Source organism: Streptomyces sp. NBC_00390 (assembly GCF_036057275.1).
Taxonomy (GTDB): Bacteria; Actinomycetota; Actinomycetes; order Streptomycetales; family Streptomycetaceae; genus Streptomyces.
On the sequence record NZ_CP107946.1, the window covers coordinates 82679 to 102002 of the forward strand.

Consider the following 19324-nt stretch of genomic DNA (forward strand, 5'->3'; position numbering starts at 1 on the left):
CTGGTACCGGCGTTTTTCTGCAGAAACGCCAAACGGTTTTCGCCGACGGGCGGAACGTCCAGGCGGTGGAACGCACAGTCCTGCTTGACTGTGGTCCCGAGGGCGGCTGCCCGAGGGGCTGCCGCTCCAACCGGAAGACGCAAGCGGATGGGCGCTACGCCCTCACCGTGCTCTGTGGTCACTGTGTCCTCGTCAGCGCTCATCGCCAGGGCTCCATTAGGTTACCGCCCCACGGTGCGGCCATCCCCCACGGGTGTCGGCATCATCCGGCCCCTCTGCGCGGGTGCGACTGGCGGTGCGGTCCGGAGCCGCCTCCGTCCGTAGGCTCCGGACCCTTGCTGGCGGGGAGACGCGTGGTGGCTGGACATGATCCCTCGCGTTTCCGCCTGTAAATGATCCTGCTTAGACTCGCACCACCCCACGTGGCCAGTGGGGCGCAAGTGGCAATACGGCACGGGGGAAAGATGATTGAACCTTCACCATCACTCCGCAGCCTGGCGGCCGGCCGAACCGCGCCAGAGGTTCAGCAGCTAAAAGCCGGGATCAGCCCTGGGCGTGTGGGCCGCAGTTCGGCAGCGGCCCCCGGGCCCGCTTCCCCTGGGCCTCACCCAGGCGAGCGAACGGCGACCTGCGCGGCGCCTCGAATCGTCAGCCCTGCACCTGTAAAGCTGTGGAGGCAGGCCATTTCAGTAACACCCGTGATGTCCGTACGGCCGTTTCGTGATCGTGCGTTGCTCCGTCCACATGCCTGCTGGGTGATCTCGTTTCATTCAGTTGGCGACACCGGCACCGAAGGACCCCGACATCGATCATCTGCCCCCTTCCTGGGGGTGACACGGTGAGTTTCGGTGGAAGGATCAAACGCGGCCCCATGGCCGCCGACGTCTTCGACGCCCAGTTCACGAGGGTCTACAACGGCCTGTTCCGCGACCCTCGCCTCTCCTTTAAGGCCAAGGGCATCTTCGGCCTCATGTCTACCCATCGAGACGGCTACGGTCTGTCGCTCGAGTCCATCGCGGCCTGCGCTCCGGACGGCGTCTCCGGGGTGCGGACAGGCCTTCTCGAGCTGATCAAGTTCAACTACCTGCAGCGTGACCGCAAACGCGACAATCTCGGCAGGTTGGGTGACTCCGTCTACTTCATCACGGACATGCCGGATGGCTTGATCCTCCTGATGAACCCCGATTGGGATACCTCGAAGGGGAAAACCAGCAGGTCGGAGCCTGAGTGCGAATTTCCACAGTTGGCCGAGCCTACGGTGGACGATCGCTCCGATAAGAAGAACAAGCTCAAGAAGACCAACAACAAGAAGACCAAACCCCTCCCTCCCTCCCGTGAGCCCAAGTCAGGCGATGCGACACCACGCTCTGGCATCTGCAATGCCCTCACCACGAGGGAGGCGCCGCCCAATGGAACTGGGCCAACGGCTGGCCAGGCCACATCCGCCGTCCCGGCCCCCGCTAACCGGGATGCCCAAGGTAGCGCCACCGCCGGCCTGCGGCTGCTGAACACCATCGCCCGCAGCCATGGCCCTGAGTTCCTCCTGACCGGCAAGACGCTCTCAGACCAGGCCCATGTGGTCGACGAGATGCTGGCGGAAGGCTGGACACCACAGGAAATCCGGCACATCGTCGCCGGGAGACCCTGGCCCGGCAGGATCAGGACAAGTCGCGAGGCCATCATCGCCAGCCGCCTCGGCCAGGCCCGCACGGGGCAGCCTCCCGCCCGAGCGGATGCAGTCGACGCACTCACGACCCATCCGGACAGCCGTGCACCCACTAGGCAGGCATTCGGCGATGCCTTGCGCATCCGTCCCGTGTTCGTCGAGTGCCGTGACTGCGGCCGTCCGGCCCAGCTCGGTCACGGACATTGCGCGGCCTGTATGAACTGGCCGCTGTGCAAGGGAAGCTGCGGAATCCGGGGCGTATCGGAACGCCGGGTGGACCCCTCCCGGGGATCTGACTACTGCCCCGCGTGCGAAGGAAGTTGCGGCGAAGCGAGCGAGCCGTTCCGCTCGCTTTCCGCGACGGCCTTCGTCGACGAATTCGGTCAGCACTTGGTGATGGGGCGGGCAAAGGCGCCCTGGAGATGAGGCAAGCCATCGAGCACACGGTTCGGAACGTATTGCGCCGTGAAAGGGCGCATGCACTGCCAGGCAGTCTGCCCCTACGAACACGGGAGGAGTTCAGTGTGAAGCAGCCTCAGTAGTTGGCCTGAGTCCTCCGGACGCCCCTTCCGCTGAGCGTTGCCGCAGCGCCTCCCACCAGGAGCGGTTTTCCTGGTACCACTGCACCACGTCGGCGAGCCCGCGTTCGAACGGCACCTCGTTCCGGAAGCCGAGTTCCGCGCGAATCTTCGAATCGTCCAGCGAATAGCGCAGATCGTGCCCTTTACGGTCCTCGACATGGCGCACATGGCTCCAGTCGGCACCGCACAGGCGGAGTATGTCTGCGGTCAGGTCCCGGTTGGTCAGCTCTCGGCCTCCCCCGACGTTGTAGACCTCGCCAGCCCTTCCGCGGTCCACTACTGCCTGGATCGCGCGGCAGTGGTCGTCCACATGCAGCCATTCCCGCACGTTCGATCCGTCGCCGTACAGCGGCACGGGCCTACCGTCGAGGAGGTTCACGACGAACAGTGGGATGATCTTTTCCGGGAACTGGTAAGGCCCGTAGTTGTTCGAGCAGCGGGTGATGGAGATGTCCATCCCGTGGGTGCGCCAGTACGAACGGGCAATGAGGTCTGCCGCCGCTTTAGACGCGGAGTACGGGGAGTTGGGCTCCAGCGGGCTGTGTTCTGTCCAGGAACCGCTGGCGATGCTTCCATAGACCTCGTCAGTGGAAACCTGAACCACTCGGGGGATCCGGGCGATCCGAGAGCATTCCAGGAGGTTGTGGGTGCCTTGGACATTGGTGCGAACAAACTCCTGCGCCCCTCCAAGGGAGCGGTCCACATGGGATTCGGCGGCAAAATGGACCACGACATCGTGTCCCGGCAGTATCTCGCGGAGTGGTTCCGGGTCGCAGATGTCGGCACGGACGAAACGGAGCCGCCGGTGGAGCATCGGCAGGCTCGTCGTGGTGCCGGCATAGGTGACCTTGTCCACCACTGTGACCTGCGCACCGCGGCACGAAGGGTAGTGGCCGGCCAGGAGACTGCGGACGTAGTGGGAGCCGATGAAGCCGGCGCCACCGGTGACGAGGACTTTCACGCCGCGGCCTCAATCCTCGAGTGATCTCCCACGACCAGGCGATGGCGGTGCGAGAACCTGGGCGCCTGGCTGACCTCGGTGTTGCGTCCGATGAGCGAGCCATGGATGCCGCGCACTCCGCGGATGGCGGCCCCGTCCATGACGATCGAATCCTCAACTTCGGCGTGCTCCAGCAGACCGTTGCGGCCGATGGAGACGCAGGGACCGACAGTGCTGTCCTGCACCACGGTTCCCGCACCGATGGTCACCGGCCCCACTATCCGGGAGCGTTCGATCCTCGCGCCTGGCTCGATCACGATCGGGCCGGAGCCGATCAGCTCGCTGTGGGCGTCGACACTCCCTGCCTGTGAAGGGGTGAGTGACCCCAGCAGCACACGGTTGCAGTCGAGCATGTCCTCGATCCGGCCAGTGTCCTTCCAGTAACCATCGAAGATCTCCGCCCGGACCTGCCTGCCGTTGCGTCGGAGCCACTCGATGGCATCGGTGATCTCCAGCTCGCCCCGGGCGCTTGGCTCGATGCTGCGCACTGCGGTGTGTACTTCTTTGGTGAAGAAGTACACACCGATCAGCGCGGTGTCGCCGACTGGTTCGGAGGGCTTCTCCACCAGCCGTTCGACGCTGCCGTCGGCTCCCAGTACGGCGATGCCGTACTCGGCCGGATCAGCGACCTTGGCGACCAGCAGCTGAGCGTCCGGGCAGTCGGCGCGGAACCGCTCGGCATGAGCCGCCACCCCGCCCACGAGGACGTTGTCCCCCAGATACATGACGAAGTCTTCCCGGCCCAGAAAAGGTTCGGAGATCTGGACGCAGTGGGCGAGGCCGAGTGGGGCCTCCTGCTGGATGTAGGTGACGCGCAGGCCGTGCGCCGATCCGTCCCCGACCGCACGGCGGATGTCGTCCCCGCGGTCACCGACGACGATGCCCACGTCTGTGATGTCGGCGTCACGGAGGTTGTCAAGGCAGTGGAAGAGCACCGGTACGTTGCCGACGGGCACGAGCTGTTTGGGCATGGAGTAGCTCAACGGGCGCAGTCGAGTGCCGCTGCCCCCGGACAGTACGAGAGCCTTCATGGCTGTCTCTTTTCTTCTCCCGCTCGAAGGATTGGGTGCGGCCGGGCACGTGGCGTTGTACCCGGCCCACTGGGCTTGGCAGGCGGGCGCGTGGCTGCTCCCAGGAGGCTTTGACGGCCTCTGGGTCCTGTTCAGGCGTCCTTGACGGCAACGAGCAGACGGTCGTTGGTCACCGTGTCGAGGGGAATGACGTCCTTCACCCGGAAGCCGGCCTTCTCCGCCCACTCTCTGCAGGAGCTCTCGGAGTATTCGGAACCACCGTCGCGGATCAGGCTGCAGATCAGACTCTGGAGGTGGGCGTGGGCGTCGAAGCTGCCGTCCGCGATCATGGCGTCGTATACGAGCAGAACACCACCGGGGCGGACGGCCGGGAAGGCCCGCTCCAGCAGGGTCCTGCGGGCCTGTTCCGGCCAGTCGTGCAGTACATGCCCGAAGATGACCACGTCGGCTTCGGGGAGCGGATCGGAGAAGAAGTCACCGCCCTGGAAGGAGACCTTGTCACGGGTGCGGAGCCCGGCCATGTGCTCGTCGAAGAGGGGCTCGAGTCCGGGGACGTCGAAGACCGAACCCTGCAGGTGCGGATGGGCTTTGACCAGGAGGCCCGCCAGGTTGCCGCGTGCCCCTCCGACGTCGACGAAGGTGCGGTGCCGGCTCCAGTCCACGCTGCGTGCCAGTTCGGGCGCGACGATCGAGTTGAACGTGTCCATGTGCGCCATGAAGGCCCTCGCCGTTTCCAGGTCGGGCTGCTCGTCGGTCACCGCTCCGGCCGGTGTCTGCGGACCCGACTTCGCCCGGCCGTCACGCAGCGCCTCGGTCAGGCTGGACCACAGTCCGTAATGGACCCTTCCGTGCTGGACCACGCTGCCGTTCATCGACAGCGGTCCTCCCGGTACCAGAAGCACCTGGGCGGCATGACTGTTGCGGTACTGGCCTTCTGTGTATTCCAGGAGGCCGAGGCCGACCAGTGCGCCGAGGAAGTCCGGGGCGAGGCGGGGGTGCAGGCGAAGACGCTGGCACAGCGTGTCGACCGTGGCGGGGCCTGCGGCCAGGGTCTCGAACAGTCCAAGCTCCACGGCGCTGTGCAGCACCTTTGCCTGGGTGTATGCGGTGTTGAGCCGCCCGATGTCACGGGCTGCGGCCATCGCATCGGCGTGCTTGGACGACGTCATGACGTGCCTTTCTGGAGGACTGCAGTGTGAGGCAGGAGTGGAGGCGGTGGGCGCGGCCGAGAACCGGGCCTGGACACTCAGGCGCGTTCGGCCAGCAGGATGCGCAAGGGGACGCCAGGCAGCGAGTGGAAGCGCGGGGGAGTGAGTCCGGCCGCGGCGAACATCCGCCGGTAGGCATCCATGCTGTGTGACTCACCCTCGTGGGTCCATGCGAGCATCAGGACGGAGAACAGGTGCGGAACCGGATCCTCGGCGGGCGGCCGGTCGTCGGTCGTGATAGCCACCACGGCGACCTTTCCGTCCGGCTTCGTCGCTTGGGCGAGCTTGGTGAGCATCTCGGTCGCCCGCTCTTCGGAGAAGTGGTGGAGCACATTGGTGATCATCGTGACGTCGTAAGGGCCGCCCATCGGCACGGAGAACATGTCACCGGTGATGAGCTCCACACGGTCGCGCACGCCCATGCGTTCGGCGTGCCGAACCGACACGTCGAGCACATTGGCCCAGTCGATGTCCCACACCTTCGCCTGAGGGAATCGCTGGGCCAGTGTGTAGCCGTAGTAGCCGTGGCCGCAGGCCGTGTCGAGGACGTCGAGACAAGGGCGCTCCGTCGCCCAGTCGGCCAGGAGATCGGCGAGCTTTGCGGCCACACGGGAGGTGTTGCCGGTGGGATAAGCGGCGAAGTCCTCCCAGTAGGAATACTCCGGGGTCTCGGCGTTCTCATCGAGGACGGTGCCGCCGGAGCGCACCGCGTCGGCGAGCCGTCCAAGGGCCTGCCACTCGTAATCGCTTGAGGCCAGCCGCATGGCGGACCCGAAGTACGCAGGACTCGAGGTCACCAGCACCTCTTCAGCGCCCGGGGCGAGCCGGTATGCGTCGTCTTCCACGTCGAGCAGCCCGATGGCTGCGAGGGCAGCGAGCAGGACACGCATGCCGCGGGGATGAACGCCCAGACGCTTCGCCAGTTCATCGGCCCCCGCGGGCCCGTCGGCCAGCCCGTCGAACACGCGGAGTTCGACCCCAGCCCGCATCACCGCGGTCCGCCGGGTCGAAAGCAACATGTCAAACAAGCCCTCACGGGTGACTGCAGGGGTGCTGATGTCGGTCACGTCCTTCTCTCCCTCTGCTTAAACGGCGAGGACGACGTTGCAGGCGTCGGCTCGATCCGGACTCGAGGCCGGTCCAGGGATCTCCTTGAGCCACGTTCGAGGACGCCCTGGAAGCGTCTGGCCGCAAATCGAGCGGGTGCCGGAAAGCGCGCAAGCCCGCAAGGGGGAGCACAGACATGGAACTGGGTCTGGCCGGACGGGCAGTGCTGGTCACAGGGGGAAGCCGGGGCATCGGACGAGCCGTCGCCCGGGCCTTCGCGGCGGAGGGAGCCCTGACCGGCATCACCTACCACCGAGACGAGGAGGCCGCCCGCGACCTGGCGCAAGAGCTCGGTTCCGCAGAAGGCCGCGCGCTCGCAGTGCGCTACGTGCTCGGGGAGCCGGACTCCGCCACAGCAGCCGTACTCGCGATCGAGAAGGCCTGGGGGCGCCTCGACGTCGTGGTGGCCAACGCCGCGGAGCTCGGCGGACGCCGTCGGCCCGGTGTGCACTGCGAGGACGTTCCGGCCGACGAGTGGCAGCGGCTGATGGACGCGAACCTCGCCGGCACCCTGAGAACCGTCCAGGCAGGACTTCCGCCGATGCGCCGTGCCGGCTGGGGGCGGATCGTGCTGGTCTCGTCTCACATCACCCGCGACGGCGCCCCCGGCCAGGAGTTCTATGGCGCGGCGAAGGCCGCACTGCACGGCTTCGCCCGGAGCCTGACGTGGGATGTCAGTGCGGACGGAGTGCTGGTGAACGTCGTCTGCCCGGGGCTGACGTTGACGCAAGGGGTAGCTGCAGACCTGCCCGCGTCGGTGCGTGAAGGCGAGGCGGGGCGCACTCCGACGAGGCGTCTATCCACACCGGAGGAGGTTGCCGCCGCAGTGCTGTTCCTCGGTTCCCCCGCCAATGGACACATCAACGGCGAGGCGATCACTGTGGCTGGCGGCCGCTGACCGGCGTGCTGCCGCGCTCTTCCCGGGAGGCGTACCTCCCCCGCTAGGAAGCAGCCGGGTGAGCCCCTCGTCAGGGCCTGTCTCTCGACGACTCCTGCACATCGAACGGATCTCGAGCGCCGCTCGAGATCACGGTCAAAGGATGCGTGGCGCAGGGGCTGTCCCCCTCCGGACGCTTCGGACAGACGCAGGCGCTGCGCCCGTCGACGGGTCGGCGCGTTCACAGGAACGCCACAGGCAAGCAGCCGGGCGGCGGCAGTGGGGCCGTGCGACACCCCGCGCCTGGGTTCCTGACAGGCGGTAACACCGCTACAAACGGCTGAAACAGGGAGAGAACTCTGTATGACCGAGGGCTACGAACTGGGCGCCGGTACACCCCAGGTGCTGGTTGTAGGGGCCGGCCCGGTCGGCCTGACCGTCGCCCACGAACTGGCCCGGCGCGGCGTGCGGGTACGTCTCGTGGACGCCGCCGACGGTCCGACTCCCACCAGCCGCGCGGTGGCCACCCATGCCCGCACCCTGGAGATCTACGACCAGATGGGCGTGGCCGATGCCATGACCGAACGGGGACGCAGGATGCAGGCGTTCAGCATGCATCGCAACGGATCGCAGCTGGTGCGGCTCGGCGCCGAGTACCGGGCGACCCCCACCCGCTTCCCCTTCACTCTGCTGCTCGAACAGGCCACCACCGAAGAGGTGTTGCGCGAGGCGGTGGCCGACCTTGGGACAGACGTGGAATGGGGGACGCGGCTGGATTCCCTGCGCCAGGACGGTGATGTGGTCGAGGCGGTGCTCCGCCGCAAGGACGGGCCCGCCGAAAGTGTCTCGACGCCCTGGGTCGTGGGATGCGACGGCGGGCACAGCACGGTGCGCCGACTGCTGAAGCTCCCCCTGATCGGCGATTCCACGGAAACGTGGCTGATCGCGGATGCCGAAGTGGACATGGAAGCACCACAGGACAGCATCCACTGGATACATGTCGACGGCGGAACGGTCATGGCCGTGCCGTTCGCGACGCCCGGCAAATGGCGACTGCTCGACACCACCGTGCAGTCGGATTCCGGCAGACCCGACCAGGTGGCCAGGCGTTTCTCCCGCAAGCTGACGAAAGGTCTGGGCACTCGAGCTCAGGTGCGGATACCCAGCTGGGTCTCCGTCTTCACCATCCAGCAGCGCATGATTCAGAAGATGCGGGTGGGTCGGTGCTTCGTGGCGGGCGACGCCGCCCACGTCCACAGCCCCGCCTCCGGACAGGGGCTCAACACCGGCATCCAGGAAGCATTCAATCTCGCCTGGAAACTGGCCATGGTCATCCACGGCCATGCGCAGTACGCCCTCCTCGACAGCTACTCCGCCGAGCGTGTCCCCATAGGCCGCGATCTGCTGGAGACCACCCGCAAGGCCACCCGCCTGGTGGCACTCAAGAGCGCACTGGCGGCGGCCGCGATGCCCGTGGTCTTCGCCGTCGTACGACGGGTGCCCGCGCTGCGGCGCCGGATCGAGGGCAAAGTCATCGGACGCATGTCGGCCCTGCGTATCTGCTATCCCGACAGCCCGCTCACCCTGCCCGTGACACGGCAAGCCCGCCGAGTCGCCGGCCCCACTCCGGGCGAGCGCGTGACCGGCTTTACCGCCGAGGGCGCCACCGACGACCCCGGATGGACGGCGTTCGTTCAGGAGCTGCGGGACCCGCGCTGGACTCTGCTCGCGTTCCCTGACGCCTCGGGCACCGCAACGGAGCCGGCCACTTCCTGGCTGCGCGAGGCAGCGGAACGGTACGGCTCCTGGCTTTCGGTCCGCATCGTCTCGCGGCACGTCCAGCCTGAAGCGGCGCTGCCCGACCCCTACGCGGCGCTCACCGACCGTCTCGGCATACGGGAGCACGTGCCGGTCCACCCCGAGGCGCCGTCAAAAACCCAAACCGTCCCGCCCGGCACACAAGCCGACGGCCCCCTGCCGGACTTGTACGGGACGCTCGCCGACCGACTTGGCATACGGAAGCAGGGGTGGCTGCTGATCCGCCCCGATGCGTACCTGGCCGCCCGCGGCGACCGCCTCGCCGCCGATGAGCTGTCCGGCGCGCTGGCGGCACTGCCCATCGCCACCTCCGGTCCGCTGCCGCTCCGGGACGCGACCTGACGTTCGTCCGAGTCTCTCTGCCCAAATCACGTCATTCACCCGACGCCCGAATCGAATGAAGGGCCCCTCTGTGTCCGAAACGACAACTTCACCTGTGCTGGCCACGGTTCACCGCGGTACCGCCCCGGTGCCTCCCGAGTTCCTTTTCGACGTGGTCGCCGACGCCGAGAAGTGGCCGCAGTTCTTCGCTCCGGCCGTGCATGCCGAGTACCTCGAGCGCGGGGACGACACCGATGTCGTGCGGCGCTGGTTCCTCACCCCCGACGAGGATGTGAAGGTCCGTACCGCCCGGCGCCACCTGGACCGTGACGGGCTGAGGATCACCCTCGACGACACGGAGCCCGACGCATCGCGCGTCTCCTCCCGCGTCGAGTGGACGTTCACGAACGTCTCCGACGGGGCAGCGGAGGTCGAGCTACGCCACGAGCTGGTGCCCGCAGAGGGGCTCACGACCGCGGACCGTGAGGCCCTCGCGACGGAGCTCGAGCGCAACTCGGCCGCCCAGCTCGCCGCCGTAGTCGACCAGGGGAACCGGCGCGAGCTACTCGAGCAGCTCGTGCTCTCCTTCGAGGACCCGCTGTTCGTGGCCGGGCGGCCCGAGGACGCCTATGAGGTGCTCTACGAGGCGGACAAGTGGCCCGACCGCATCGCCCACGTGTCCCGCCTGGACATGACCGAAGACGTGCCAGGCATCCAGTTCTTCGACATGGACACCAAGACGCCCGACGGCGTACCGCACACCACGCGCTCGGTCCGGATATGCCTGGAACCCAGGCTGATCGTCTACAAGCAGACCACGCTGCCGCCCCTGCTGGATGCGCACACGGGCCACTGGCGATTCACGACGACGCCCGAGGGCCTGATCGTGTCGGCCCGCCACACCGTCACCATCAAGCCTTCCGCACTGTCGCTTCTGGGCGAGGGAACGACCATCCAGGACGCCCGGAAGTACCTCCGCAATGTCCTCAGCGCCAACAGCATGAAGAACCTGCAGCTCGCCAAGGCCTTTGCCGAGGACCCGACCCGTGCCTGAACCAGCACCTGCCCCGGATCCGGACCGCCTGGACGGTCTGCTGAGCCGGGCCGCGCTAACCACGCCGCAAAAAATCGCGCTGCGCGGCGACCGCACACAGCTGACCTATGCACAGCTCGACGAGCGCGTGTCCCGCTGCGCTTCCGTGCTGCGCGGGAAGTTCCACGCAGACGGGCAGTTAGTCGCGCTGGCCGCGGCTCTGGACCCGTCGACAGCCGTCGCGTACTACGGAACTATCCGAGCCGGCGCCACGGTGGCGATCGTCAACCCGCACCTGCGCCAGGAGAACCTCGTCCACGCGCTGCGCACCTCCTCGGCGAGCGTCGCCATCGTGACAGCCGAGATGCACACCCGGCTCAAGCAGGTGCGGGACCGGCTGCCGTCGCTCAGGCACGTGGTATTGATCAGCGGGAACGAGGACAAGAGAGAGGCGGCGGCGACGGAGGGACCGGCGTCGCTGGATGCACTCATCGACAACGCGCACGCGGTCGAGGAGCGGGCCGGTGTCGGCCACCCCGAAGACGTGGCGTGCATCCAGTTCACCAGCGGCACGACCGGGCCGCCGAAAGGCGTCCGGCTCTCCCACCGCAACCTCATCGCCAACGCCGGGCAGGTGGCACGCGCGCACCGGCTCGACGGCGACGCGGTCATGCTCAACCATCTTCCTTTGTTCCACCCGATGCACCTCAACGCGGGCGTGGCGGCCATGGCCACCCACATCCTCTGCGCGGCCGACGACGTGGCGGACTCCATTGAGGCCGCCAACGCCGCAGGGGCAACACACTTCTACAGCCTGCCGGTCCGGCTGGCCCGGCTGGCAGACGACCCCCGATTGCCGCGTCTCTGTCTCAATACCGTGCGTACGATCCTCTCGGGCGGCTCCACCCTTCCCCCGCACGCCGCCCGAACGCTGTCCGCCCACTTCGGCGTTGCGACCGTGCAGGGCTACGGTCTGGCCGAAACATCCCCACTGACGCATGCTGACCTACCCGAACGGCCCACCCCCAGGTCGGTCGGCCCGCCCGTGGAGGGGACCGAATGCCGCGTCGTCGGTGTGGAGAGCCGTGAGCCGCTGCCATCCGGGAAACCCGGGGAGGTGCAGGTCCGCGGCCCGCAGGTGATGCAGGGATACCTCGCCGGTGTCGAGGCTCCCATCGACGCGGACGGATGGCTGTCCACCGGCGACGTCGGGTACATCGGGGACAGCGGGGTGCTGTTCCTGGTGGACCGCCTCAAGGACGTCTTCAAGTGCGACAACGAGCTGGTGTCACCCAGCGAGATCGAAACAGTTCTCGCCCGCCACCCGCAGGTCGCCGACTGCGCCGTGGTGGACGTGCCGCATCCGTACAGCGGGGCCGTCGCCCATGCCTTCGTCGTACCCCGAAGCGCCGAGGCCCACCCCGAGGCGATCGTCGCCGAAACGAACGAGGAACTCGCAGATTTCGAACGTGTGCGGGGAATCGACTTCACCGATTCCATCCCGCGCTCCCCCAACGGCAAGGTCCTGCGGCGCGAACTGCGCGAGCGGGCGAAATTCAACACCACTAGGAGGGTCGCCATGGTGACCGTCATCAACCGGCTTACGGTCTCGGGAGACGCGTCGGAGTTCGAGCGTGCCATCTCCGCCATCACCGGCTACATGAAGCAGCAGCCCGGATTTATCGGCCACCAGCTGTACCGCTCGCGCACGAACCCTCAGGTCTACGTGGAGACCGCCGAATGGACTGCGGCGGAGCTGCACCGCAAGGCCATGACGGCGGACACCTTTCGGAACCTGGTGAAGGACCTGGGCAAGGTCGCCTCGGCCGAGCCGGACGTCTTCGAGGTGGTGGCGGACTGACGGCCTGACGCCAGGCCGGCCGGCCAGGCAGCCGACTGCCCCAAAAAGCACCGGGTCCCGCACGTCACCGTGCGGGACCCGTTCTTTTCCGGCCGACTCCGCGGGCGCCGCGGTCACGGCATGGACCTGCGCTACGGCCGAACGGCGCGCTACGGCATGTCGTCCCGCGTGACGGTGCGCCGGTTGATGCGCAGTTCGCCGTCCTCGCGCACCAGTACGTCCTCGCAGACACAGCTGCGGTGCGGCCGCGGCTCGCCGCCCTTGGGCGTCGCGAAGACCAGCGCGTAGCAGCGCACGTGCAGAGAGCCGTCGTCCTGCGGCGTGACGGAGAGCATGCCGTGCCAGTGTCGGTGTTGTTCCCCTGCCGCCCGCAGCCCCGCATGGGCGTCCCGCACTGCGGCGGCGAGCGCGGCCCGTCCGCGCACAGGCTGCGGAAGCGTCGGCGGATGGAACGAACCGTCCTGCGTGAAGTCGTCGGCCCACTCATCGGCGGCGCCGGAGTCCAGGCGCTGCATGTGGCTCGCGTAGAACTGCTGCACCTCGGCATAGAGGGAGGCGAAGGCAGGGGCGTCTGCACCGGCCTGGGCGTTCATACGTTCCAGTCTCCTTTGACGGTCTTCGGCGGTATCGCTGGACTCAGGCGTCCAGCAGGGCGACGGCCCGCGTCCACCCGGCTCCCGCTCCGGCGATCCGCACGGGGAAGCAGCTCAGCGTGAATCCGTACGGGGCGGGCAGGGAATCCAGGTGGGCCAGCCGTTCTATCTGGCAGAACTCACGCTCCCGGCCAGCAAAATGTGCCGGCCACAGGACGGAGCGGTCCCCGGTCTCCTGGTACTGCTCGATCATGTGACCGAAGGGCGCGTCCAGGCTGAAGGCGTCCGTGCCGATGACCCGGACTCCCATATCGAGCAGACAGTGGACGGCCGAGGCGTCTAGACCGGTGAACTCGGTGAAGTAACGAGGCGTCCCGGCCAGGCGGTCGGCGCCCGTGCGAATGATCACAATGTCGAGGGGAGCAGGCTGATAGCCGATCTGCTCGAGTTCCTTCGTCACGTGGTCCGCGCCCACGGCGCCGACCCCGAATCCACTCAAGTCCAGGACGACGCAGGGCCGGTGGAACCAGTCCAGTGGCATCTGGTCGATGGTGCGCGGCTCGCCGTAACGGGCCCGCGTGCCGTAATGGGCGGGGGCGTCGATGTGTGTGCCGGTGTGGGTCGTCAAGGTGAGCGTGTCGATGGACAGCAGCTCACCATCCGGAAGGACCGCCGGGTCGAAGTGGACGCCGAAGTGCTCCAGCATCTCCGCGCTCATGTGGCGGGCGCCCTCGGCCGGTGTGGTGATCCGGTGGGTTACCGTCTCCGGTTCCCACTGCGATGCGTCGACCGGACTCGACAGGTCGATCATGCGCATAGGCGCGACACTCCTTCTCGGATGATGGTCGGGCGGAACGAGACCGGTGGCCCCGCTACCGCGCGGCGGGCGGAAGCACCGGCGGATTGAACAGATCCGTACGCAACCGCACCGGACTGCTTCCGTATGCGACGCGTCGGGTGAGTTTGGCGCCAATGGGCGTACGGCTGATCGCGCGGGCCACCATGGGACGGAGCCGTGCCGCGACGCCGCCACGCGCGAGCATCATCCGGCCCTGCATCACCTGGAACTTCATCACCGCGTCGATGGCGGGGCGGCGCGCAACCTCGTAGCGGCCCAGAGCCTGTGACGTCACGTCCCGCGTCCGCAGCGCCTCCACCAGGACCGGGTGGAGCAGCGCGGCGTCCTGGACGGCGAGGTTGATTCCCTGGGCCCCCAATGGACTGTGTGTGTGCGCCGCGTCACCGATGAGGACGAGGCCGTCCTGTACCCAGGTGCGAGCGGACCCGGCGAAGACGTCCAGCAGCGTCAGGTCCTTCATCGTCCGGAGCTCCGCGTGCACAGCGTCGGCGTAGTCCGGAACCGCGCGGGCGATGGCGTCCCGTACCGCCGCGAACCCCTCGTCCATCGCGGCGGTGTACGAGCGGTGGGGGAGGGTCCAGCCGATCTGAACGCTGTCCGGCCAGGACGGGTAGACGAGGACGGGGTTTCCCCCGGACCGGGTGACTCCCACTTCCCGCAGTCGCGCGGCAGCGGGGGTCCGGCGGCCGCCAGGCGCGGGAACCTTCAGCCACAGGACGTCGAAGTCGAACGCCTCGATCCGTCCGGCCTCGATGCCAGCGAGTCTGCGCACCTTTGAGTAGCGCCCGTCCGCGCCGACCACGCACAGGGCGTGCACGGTGCTGCTGCCGGCGTCCGACCGGGCCACCGCGCCGATGACGGTTCCTCCGCTGCGCAGTAGTGCGGTCGCGCGGTGCCCCTCGAGATGGACGAACCCCGGATAGGCACGGCAGCTGGTGAGCAGTTCCTCCAGCAGATGACGCTGGGGGATGCTCAGCATGTGGTTGTGGGGCCCGGGCAGTCGGCGGTAGTCGATGTCGAGCAGGGTCCGGCCGTCCTCCTGCAGGCGGAACCGGTCGAGGGGATAGCCACCACGAGCCACCGCCCCTTCCAGGACGCCGAGTTCGTCGAGGAGCGCAAGGCCGCCGGGTTGCAGTATCTCCCCCCGGAATTCGCGGTCCAGGGAGGCGGAACGTTCGATCAGCGCCACCTCAGCCCCGGATCTCAGAAGCAGAAGCGCCAGGGTCAAGCCGGCGGGCCCGCCACCCACGATGCACACGTCGGCACGCAGCTCCGAGGGCTTGCCGTCCCCGTTCGTGGTCCTGTCCATCGGGGCGTCACCCCACCAGTCCGAGGCCGCCGTCAACGGTGATGACCTGACCGTGCAGCCACGACGCCTCATCGGTGCACAGCAGTGCGACGGTGTCGGCGACATCATCTGGCTGGGTCAGACGCCCTGCCGGGGTACGGGCGGCGAGTGATGCCGCGACGGGGTCGTCCTCGGCGGTCCGGCCGCGGTCCATCCGGGCCGTCGAGACAGCGTTCACCGTCGTGCCGGACGGAGCGAGTTCGGCTCCCAGGTACCGCACCAGGGTCTCCAGGGCACCCTTGGCCATCCCGAGACTCACATAGGCGGGGACGACCCGGCCAGCGCCGCTGCTCGACACCGCGACGACCCTCCCCCGTCCGTGGGGCATCACCGTGGGCAGCACGGATGCGCTGTACAGCAGCGGGGCGACGGCCACGTCGAAGTCCTGGCGCATCTCCTCGGGCTGGGGGGCGGTCGCCTGCATGCGGTGCAGTGAAACCGCGCAGTGGACAAGGATGTCCACATGGCCGTGCCGCCGGGCCACGTCACGAAGGATCCCGGGGAGGACCTCGGGACGGGACACGTCGCCGGGGACAGCGGTCACCCTGCCACCGGTCGCTCTTTCCTGGTCGGCGGCCGCGCGTTCCGCCGCCTCGCGGTCGCGGGCATTGAGGTAGACCTCGCAGCCCGACGCGGCCAGCTTGTGCACGACTGCAAGCCCAAGGCCGCGGCTCGCACCAGTCACCACAGCTGTCCGCCCGTCCAGTCGCAGGGAGGCGGACCGACCCTGCGCCGCGGCTGCGTCCGACGCGGCGGGACGATCCCCTGACCCGTTGGCGGCCGTCATGCGGCCAGGGCGGAGTTCACCAACTGCAGCAGCAGCCGGGGGGTCTTCGCCAGGTTGACGTCTTCGTCGGACAGAGTTACGTCGAATTTGAGCTCGATACGGGTGGCGGTCTCCAGCATGGCCAGGGAGTCGTAGCCGATCTCGTCGAACGAGGTGTCCAGGAGACTGGCCCTGGGCTGTGAGTGCTCGGCCGCGCCGGCACCTTCCTCGAACACCTGGAAGAGATCGTCCAGTGTTATCTCACGCATTGTTGCCCCCGATTGATCCGTGGCTCGTGTGTGTTTGGTTCTGGTGGGCCGGCACGGTGGCACTGCCGGGTGATCCTGCGGGTGCCCGCACGACGAGAGCCGAGTTGAAGCCCCCCTCCCCGCGGGCGATGACCAGGACAGTGCGCAGCGCGATGCGTCGCGGCTCACCGACGACGAGGTCGATCTCGAGGTCCGGCGAAGGCCGGGACACATGGGCCGTGGCTGGCAGAATCCCGTCCTGCAGAGCAAGCAGCGCCGCCGCGACGTCGAGTGAGGCACCGCCGGAGTAGAGACGTCCCGTCATCGACTTCGGAACGGTCACCGGCACGCCGTAGGGACCGAAGACGGCACTCAGCGCCTGCGCCTCGTCCTTGTCCGGGCCAGGCAGTCCCGCACCGTCGGCGAAGACCGCATCCACCTCCGAGGGGTCTGCCTCCGCGTCGTCGAGTGCCGCCTGGATGGCGCGCCGCAGCGCGGAGCTGCGCCCCGAGCCCGGTGCCGGGTCGAACGACGCGGCGTAGCCGGCGATTTCCCCGTACATGTTCGGTGCTTTGCGGGCGCGGGCTGCGTCCTTGTCCTCCAGGACGAGGATGGCTCCTCCCTCACCGGGAACGAATCCGCAGGCACGGGTTTCGAAGGGCAGATATGCCCGCGCGGGATCCTCGCTCCGGGAGAGCCGGCCACCGGCCAGCTGTGCCACCCAGCCCCAGGGGCACAAAGATGCATCCACCCCGCCGGCGAGCATGAAGGGAGTTCCGGCACGGATCTGCCGACGCGCCTGGGCCAGGGCATCAAGGCCTCCGGCCTGCTCGGTGACGAGCGCGCTGCTCGGTCCGCGCATGCCGTGCCGGATCGATATCTGCCCGGTGTTCACGGCGTAGAACCAGGCGAACGACTGGTAGGCACTGACGTAGCGCCGGCCCTTGCTCCACAGGTTCTCGAGCTCTCTCTGGCCGAACTCGAAGCCGCCCGAGGCACTGGCGGTAACGACACCCATGTCGTACTCGGACAGCCGCTTCGGATCGGCCGCCGCGTCGGCCAGTGCCCAGTCGGTGACTGCCAAGGAGATCTGCGTCACGCGGTCCGTCTGCGGAAGCAGACGGTCCGACAGATACCGGGCCGGGTCGAAGCCGGGGAGCTCACCGGCCAGGACAGCCGGGTAGTCCTTCGGATCGAAGCGGGTGATCCGACCGATACCGCTGCGCCCTTCCAGCGTCGAGGCCCAGTATGCGTCCGTACCCAATCCGTTGGGCGCGGCGATGCCTATTCCGGTGACCACCGCCACGGGCTTGACGCTCATGCTGCGCTCCGGGCATCAGGCCGGGTGAGGACCATGGCGCTCTGGAAACCGCCAAAGCCGCTTCCCACGGTCAGCACTGTGTCGAGCCGGCTCTCGCGAGCCGTCAGGGGGACGTAGTCCAGGTCGCATTCGGGGTCCGGCTCGTGCAGGTTGGCGGTCGGCGGGATCACTCCGTACTCGAGGGCCAGGGCGCATGCGGCGATCTCGATAGAACCGATGGCGCCCAGCGAGTGTCCGACCATCGACTTGATCGAGCTGATCGGAACCCGGTACGCGTGATCACCCAGACTCCGTTTGAACGCCGCGGTCTCATGGCGGTCGTTCTGCCGGGTGCCGGAACCATGCGCATTGACGTAGTCGACGTCCTTCGGATTGCTCTTCGCCATATCGAGGGCAGCCGAGATCGCCTCACCGAGCTCTCGGCCGTCCGGACGCAGTCCGGTCATGTGAAAGGCGTTGCAGCGAGTGGCAGTACCTGAGATCACCGCGTAGATGTGAGCACCGCGCGCTTCGGCCCGACTGCGCTCCTCCAGGACGAAAACGGCCGAACCCTCGCCGAGGACGAACCCGTTGCGGCTCGCGTCGAATGGGCGAGAGGCATGGGCCGGATCGTCGTTCCGCGGAGTGGTGGCCCGGATCGCATCGAAGCAGGCGACCGTAATCGGGGAGATAGGGGCATCGGTGGCGCCAGCGATCATCACGTCCGCTGAACCCTCGTTGATCAGCTCAACCGCGCGGGAGACCGCGTCGATACCCGACGTGCAGCCGGTGGAGACCACGGACACCGGGCCCTCGGCACCAACCGTCCAGGCGACTTCGGCAGCAAGGGAACTGGGAACTAAATAACCGTAGAGGTGCGGCACGGCATAAGCGTGGTCGACCAGGTGGCGCTGTCCCCCATTGCTGACGACGACGTATTCCTGTTCTAGTCCCATCGTGCATCCGACTGCACTGCCGATGACGACTCCAGTGCGGCTGAAGGCCGACTCATCGATGGCGATACCGCTGTCGGCAACAGCCTCTTTTGCTGCCACAACCGCGAACTGCGCGGCCCGGTCCATGCGCCGAGCTTCCTGAGGTGTCAGCCCTTCACGGATAGGGTCGAAGTCACATTCAGCGGCGATCTGGGAGCGAAAAGGTGTGGGATCGAAGAACGAGATGGTGCGCGTCGCGGTCCGGCCTTCAGTAATGTTCTTCCAAAACTCCGGTGCGCCACGACCTCCTGGGGTGACGACACCGATTCCGGTGATTACGGTGCTCCGCCCCACCATGCCTCCTTTAAATTACCGCCGCGCCCACCTGCCAGCATGTCGCTCCGCGAAGCGATTGCGGCTCCGGCTCCGGCTCAGCATCGAGCACTGACCTGCGCAGAATCGACTGGGTCAGCCTCTTTGCCGGCACTCGAGCAGTACTTGAGGATCGAGCACTATGAGGATCGTCAAACCTGAGGCCAGCAACTCCTCCCGCCCCGACGGAAAGGGCGTCACAACTACTAAATTCGGACACATTGGCCGAAGTGGTTCTGCGGTTGCTCTGCGGAAGGGATCCCGTCCGGTGTTCCATACGGAATAGAGATCCTTCTCATGGGGCCAGCCATGGCCCCATCTCTTGACGTGGGGTATTCTCTCACTCGAGAGATGGAAGATGGCTGTGCAAAATGTCCGACTCTGGTGTTTCGCTGAAGCG

General features: G+C 67.4%; 16 protein-coding genes. 5 read left to right on the forward strand and 11 right to left on the reverse strand.

Going from position 1 to position 19324, the window contains the following annotated elements; translation table 11 throughout:
- Positions 1 to 871 precede the first annotated feature (871 nt).
- Entirely contained in the window at positions 872 to 2092 is a 1221-nt protein-coding gene (locus OHS70_RS38610; RefSeq protein ID WP_328406262.1) for a hypothetical protein, read from the forward strand.
- Between the two features lie 93 nt (positions 2093 to 2185).
- On the opposite strand, the gene rfbB is transcribed toward OHS70_RS38610, so the two are convergent.
- From rfbB to OHS70_RS38630, 4 genes are all read right to left on the reverse strand, one after another.
- Entirely contained in the window at positions 2186 to 3208 is a 1023-nt protein-coding gene (rfbB, locus tag OHS70_RS38615) for a dTDP-glucose 4,6-dehydratase (protein ID WP_328406264.1), read from the reverse strand.
- Entirely contained in the window at positions 3205 to 4278 is a 1074-nt protein-coding gene (locus tag OHS70_RS38620) for a glucose-1-phosphate thymidylyltransferase (RefSeq protein ID WP_328406266.1), read from the reverse strand. The genes rfbB and OHS70_RS38620 overlap by 4 nt, the downstream gene beginning before the upstream one ends.
- A gap of 131 nt (positions 4279 to 4409) precedes the next feature.
- A complete protein-coding gene (locus OHS70_RS38625; RefSeq protein ID WP_328406268.1) occupies positions 4410 to 5447 on the reverse strand; it encodes a methyltransferase in 1038 nt (345 codons plus the stop codon).
- Between the two features lie 77 nt (positions 5448 to 5524).
- Positions 5525 to 6505 (reverse strand): class I SAM-dependent methyltransferase, encoded by a 981-nt coding sequence (locus OHS70_RS38630; RefSeq protein ID WP_328406270.1) that lies wholly within the window; start codon positions 6503 to 6505, stop codon positions 5525 to 5527.
- 224 nt (positions 6506 to 6729) lie between these two features.
- On the opposite strand from OHS70_RS38630, the gene OHS70_RS38635 reads away from it, so the two are divergent.
- The 4 genes from OHS70_RS38635 to OHS70_RS38650 all read left to right on the forward strand — a co-directional run bounded on the left by OHS70_RS38635 (position 6730) and on the right by OHS70_RS38650 (position 12503).
- Positions 6730 to 7491, forward strand: coding sequence for an SDR family NAD(P)-dependent oxidoreductase (locus OHS70_RS38635; protein WP_328406272.1), 762 nt, complete (start codon positions 6730 to 6732; stop codon positions 7489 to 7491).
- A 342-nt stretch (positions 7492 to 7833) separates the two neighbouring features.
- Complete coding sequence (locus tag OHS70_RS38640) at positions 7834 to 9630, forward strand: FAD-dependent oxidoreductase (RefSeq protein WP_328406274.1); 1797 nt, start codon at positions 7834 to 7836, stop codon at positions 9628 to 9630.
- Positions 9631 to 9700: 70 nt separating this feature from the next.
- Positions 9701 to 10663, forward strand: coding sequence for an aromatase/cyclase (locus OHS70_RS38645; RefSeq protein ID WP_328406276.1), 963 nt, complete (start codon positions 9701 to 9703; stop codon positions 10661 to 10663).
- On the forward strand, positions 10656 to 12503 hold the full coding sequence (locus OHS70_RS38650; RefSeq protein WP_328406278.1) for an AMP-binding protein: 1848 nt from the start codon (positions 10656 to 10658) through the stop codon (positions 12501 to 12503). Before OHS70_RS38645 ends, OHS70_RS38650 begins: the two co-directional genes overlap by 8 nt.
- Positions 12504 to 12652: 149 nt before the next feature.
- Here the strand turns inward: OHS70_RS38650 and OHS70_RS38655 are convergent, their stop codons facing one another.
- The 7 genes from OHS70_RS38655 to OHS70_RS38685 all read right to left on the reverse strand — a co-directional run bounded on the left by OHS70_RS38655 (position 12653) and on the right by OHS70_RS38685 (position 18909).
- The gene (locus tag OHS70_RS38655; protein ID WP_328406280.1) at positions 12653 to 13096 is read right to left on the reverse strand and encodes a nuclear transport factor 2 family protein; all 444 of its coding nucleotides are present in this window, start codon (positions 13094 to 13096) and stop codon (positions 12653 to 12655) included.
- 43 nt (positions 13097 to 13139) lie between these two features.
- Positions 13140 to 13913 (reverse strand): cyclase family protein, encoded by a 774-nt coding sequence (locus tag OHS70_RS38660; protein ID WP_328406282.1) that lies wholly within the window; start codon positions 13911 to 13913, stop codon positions 13140 to 13142.
- Between the two features lie 55 nt (positions 13914 to 13968).
- Complete coding sequence (locus tag OHS70_RS38665; RefSeq protein WP_328406284.1) at positions 13969 to 15264, reverse strand: FAD-dependent monooxygenase; 1296 nt, start codon at positions 15262 to 15264, stop codon at positions 13969 to 13971.
- A 7-nt stretch (positions 15265 to 15271) separates the two neighbouring features.
- Positions 15272 to 15952: an SDR family NAD(P)-dependent oxidoreductase gene (locus tag OHS70_RS38670; RefSeq protein ID WP_328406286.1), complete on the reverse strand. Its 681-nt coding sequence runs from the start codon at positions 15950 to 15952 to the stop codon at positions 15272 to 15274.
- Positions 15953 to 16086: 134 nt separating this feature from the next.
- Positions 16087 to 16338, reverse strand: a complete 252-nt coding sequence (locus OHS70_RS38675; protein ID WP_328406288.1) for an acyl carrier protein — start codon at positions 16336 to 16338, stop codon at positions 16087 to 16089.
- The gene (locus tag OHS70_RS38680; protein WP_328406290.1) at positions 16331 to 17638 is read right to left on the reverse strand and encodes a ketosynthase chain-length factor; all 1308 of its coding nucleotides are present in this window, start codon (positions 17636 to 17638) and stop codon (positions 16331 to 16333) included. The genes OHS70_RS38675 and OHS70_RS38680 overlap by 8 nt, the downstream gene beginning before the upstream one ends.
- Entirely contained in the window at positions 17635 to 18909 is a 1275-nt protein-coding gene (locus tag OHS70_RS38685) for a beta-ketoacyl-[acyl-carrier-protein] synthase family protein (RefSeq protein WP_328406292.1), read from the reverse strand. Before OHS70_RS38685 ends, OHS70_RS38680 begins: the two co-directional genes overlap by 4 nt.
- Between the last annotated feature and the right edge of the window lie 415 nt (positions 18910 to 19324).

Excerpts from the sequence above, each read along its gene's own strand:
- OHS70_RS38665 (WP_328406284.1), bottom strand. The coding sequence starts at position 15,264 with ATGGACAGGACCACGAACGGGGACGGCAAGCCCTCGGAGCTGCGTGCC.
- OHS70_RS38680 (WP_328406290.1), bottom strand. The coding sequence starts at position 17,638 with ATGAGCGTCAAGCCCGTGGCGGTGGTCACCGGAATAGGCATCGCCGCG.
- OHS70_RS38610 (WP_328406262.1), top strand. The coding sequence starts at position 872 with ATGGCCGCCGACGTCTTCGACGCCCAGTTCACGAGGGTCTACAACGGC.
- OHS70_RS38635 (WP_328406272.1), top strand. The coding sequence starts at position 6,730 with ATGGAACTGGGTCTGGCCGGACGGGCAGTGCTGGTCACAGGGGGAAGC.
- OHS70_RS38630 (WP_328406270.1), bottom strand. The coding sequence starts at position 6,505 with ATGTTGCTTTCGACCCGGCGGACCGCGGTGATGCGGGCTGGGGTCGAA.
- OHS70_RS38660 (WP_328406282.1), bottom strand. The coding sequence starts at position 13,913 with ATGCGCATGATCGACCTGTCGAGTCCGGTCGACGCATCGCAGTGGGAA.
- OHS70_RS38640 (WP_328406274.1), top strand. The coding sequence starts at position 7,834 with ATGACCGAGGGCTACGAACTGGGCGCCGGTACACCCCAGGTGCTGGTT.
- OHS70_RS38655 (WP_328406280.1), bottom strand. The coding sequence starts at position 13,096 with ATGAACGCCCAGGCCGGTGCAGACGCCCCTGCCTTCGCCTCCCTCTAT.
- OHS70_RS38675 (WP_328406288.1), bottom strand. The coding sequence starts at position 16,338 with ATGCGTGAGATAACACTGGACGATCTCTTCCAGGTGTTCGAGGAAGGT.
- OHS70_RS38625 (WP_328406268.1), bottom strand. The coding sequence starts at position 5,447 with ATGACGTCGTCCAAGCACGCCGATGCGATGGCCGCAGCCCGTGACATC.
- OHS70_RS38685 (WP_328406292.1), bottom strand. The coding sequence starts at position 18,909 with ATGGTGGGGCGGAGCACCGTAATCACCGGAATCGGTGTCGTCACCCCA.
- OHS70_RS38620 (WP_328406266.1), bottom strand. The coding sequence starts at position 4,278 with ATGAAGGCTCTCGTACTGTCCGGGGGCAGCGGCACTCGACTGCGCCCG.